2 protein-coding genes, 2 pseudogenes and 1 other annotated feature are annotated in these 1,899 nt (G+C 69.3%); of the genes and pseudogenes, 2 read left to right on the forward strand and 2 right to left on the reverse strand.

All coding sequences use genetic code 11. The features are described from left to right. Window positions 1–187: 187 nt before the first annotated feature. A pseudogene (locus GTR00_RS26575) lies at window positions 188–704 on the reverse strand (transposase); the annotation flags it as partial. A 51-nt stretch (window positions 705–755) separates the two neighbouring features. On the opposite strand from GTR00_RS26575, the gene GTR00_RS19990 reads away from it, so the two are divergent. Further along, window positions 756–1,085 carry a transposase gene (locus GTR00_RS19990; RefSeq protein ID WP_166613293.1) on the forward strand — a complete coding sequence of 110 codons (330 nt, stop codon included), beginning with the start codon at window positions 756–758 and terminating at the stop codon, window positions 1,083–1,085. Next, window positions 1,046–1,159 (forward strand) — a sequence feature (AL1L pseudoknot). Its footprint overlaps the gene before it by 40 nt. After that, window positions 1,082–1,612 (forward strand): IS3 family transposase, encoded by a 531-nt coding sequence (locus tag GTR00_RS19995; protein ID WP_166613294.1) that lies wholly within the window; start codon window positions 1,082–1,084, stop codon window positions 1,610–1,612. Its footprint overlaps the feature before it by 78 nt. The genes GTR00_RS19990 and GTR00_RS19995 overlap by 4 nt, the downstream gene beginning before the upstream one ends. 183 nt (window positions 1,613–1,795) lie before the next feature. Here the strand turns inward: GTR00_RS19995 and GTR00_RS24495 are convergent. Further along, a pseudogene (locus GTR00_RS24495) lies at window positions 1,796–1,899 on the reverse strand (IS5/IS1182 family transposase); the annotation flags it as partial.

Raw genomic sequence — 1,899 nt, forward strand, 5'->3', positions numbered from 1 at the left:
CCGGCTGCACTCTCGGCTGGGCTACCGCCCACCGGCCGAGGCGGAGGCCGCCCACTACGCTGACCTCAACGCCTCCATCCCGGAGTCGTGCCCCACATGAAGACGGCATCAAAGCCGTGACGCTTCACTGTCACGACGTCGCCTGACGGCCTCCATCGCGCCCGGAAGGCGGTGCAGGCTCAGGCGGTCAACGCAACACCTCTGCCAGCACCTGCGAGGGTGACCGGAAGCCAAGGGTCTGTCGAGGCCGCTCGTTGAGTTCTCGGGCGATCGCTGGGGGCACCTCCCGCGCGCAGCGTGGGGGAAAGTGGTCGTGCTGGGCCATCTCATGGCCCAGGTCCCAGGTCAACGACCGGGCCAGGTGGCTGGGCAGGCGGGTGATCGCCGCGGCCAGCGCGTCGGCGTCCCCCGCTGCGCGAGAGGTGCCCCCAGGCATCAGCTCGATGATCACCGCGGGGCAGCGCGACGAGCACCAGGAAGCGGGTGGAGCGCTCGACCAGCGTGGCGAGCGGGCTCATGCCCTCGCCGAAGACGAGGTCACCTTCCCAGTGCCCTGGAACAGCGCGGTCGCTCGCCTCGGCGGGACGTGCGGGGATGTACACCGTTCCCGGCCGCGCCCCGCGCCCGTCGGGCAGGCGAGCGCCCTTCGGTCGGCGCAGCACCCGGCCGGTGCGCAGGTACTGCGTCAGCTCCTTGCGCAGCGCTCTGTCAAGGCCCGGGTCTGATGGAGACCTGCAACCGGCGCCTCCGAGAGGATGATGGTCTCCATGGCTGCGCCCAGGAAGTATCCCGACGAGCTGCGTGAGCGCGCGATCCGCCTGGCACTCGAGGCCCGCCGCGACCCGGCGACCAGGACCGGCGCGGTCAAGCGGGTCGCCGGCCAGCTCGGCATCAACGCCGAGACCCTGCGCAACTGGGTCGCCCAGGCCGAAATCGACTCCGGTGACCGGCCCGGCACCACGACGTCCGACGCGCAGCGGCTGGCAGAGCTGGAGAAGGAGGTGCGTGAGCTTCGTCGAGCCAACGAAATCTTGCGTCGCGCGTCGGCTTTCTTCGCGGCGGAGCTCGACCGCCCATCGCGTTGAGCGTCGAGTTCATCGATAGCAACAAGCAGGAGTTGGGAGTCGAGCCGATCTGCCGTGAGCTGCAGATCGCCCCCAGCACCTACTACGCCGCCCGAAACCGAGCTCCCTCGGCTCGTGCGCTCAGCGACCGAGCCGCCCTTGCGGAGATCGACGAGGTGCACGCCGAGAACCTGCGCGTGTACGGGTCCAGGAAGCTGCACGCCGCGATCAACCGCCGCCGCGCACAGCGCGCCGATCCAGGCGAGGAGCCGACCCGCATCGCGCGGTGCACCGTGGAGAGGTTGATGCGCTCAGCTGGGCTGCACGGGCTGCGCCGCAGCGGTAAGCCTCCGCGGACAACGGTTCCGGCTCCGCCCGATCACCGGCCGGACCTGGTGCAGCGCAGGTTCAGCGCCGAACGCCCGGACCGCCTCTGGGTCGCTGACATCACGCACATCCGCACGTGTTCGGGCTGGGTGTTCGCCGCGTTCGTCACCGATGTCTGCACCCTGCTGCGGGGCAACCCAAAAGTCCGTGGCGCAGCCTGAGCACGTACGCCGTGCTGCGCCTGCTCCAGCAGCTCCTGGCTACCTGGACTGGCACCTGCACTGTCTGCAGACAACCCGTTCAGCATAGACCCCTCGTGCCGACCTAACGAAGTACTACTAGCGCCACAGCCCGCCCGAGCCGGCTCTCCTCAGCCATGCTCCTAGGCCACGTCTGACGAATCTTCACTTGAGCCAGAGCAGCAGCGAGGCCAGCAACAGCCCGGCACGGTAGTGACGAGCGTGCTTGTCGTAGCGGGTAGCGATACCGCGCCACTGCTTGAGGCGGT

This window comes from Kineococcus indalonis (assembly GCF_009906395.1).
GTDB lineage: Bacteria > Actinomycetota > Actinomycetes > Actinomycetales > Kineococcaceae > Kineococcus > Kineococcus indalonis.

Coding starts and splice junctions, on each gene's coding strand:
- GTR00_RS19990 (WP_166613293.1), top strand. CDS start 756: ATGATGGTCTCCATGGCTGCGCCCAGGAAGTATCCCGACGAGCTGCGT.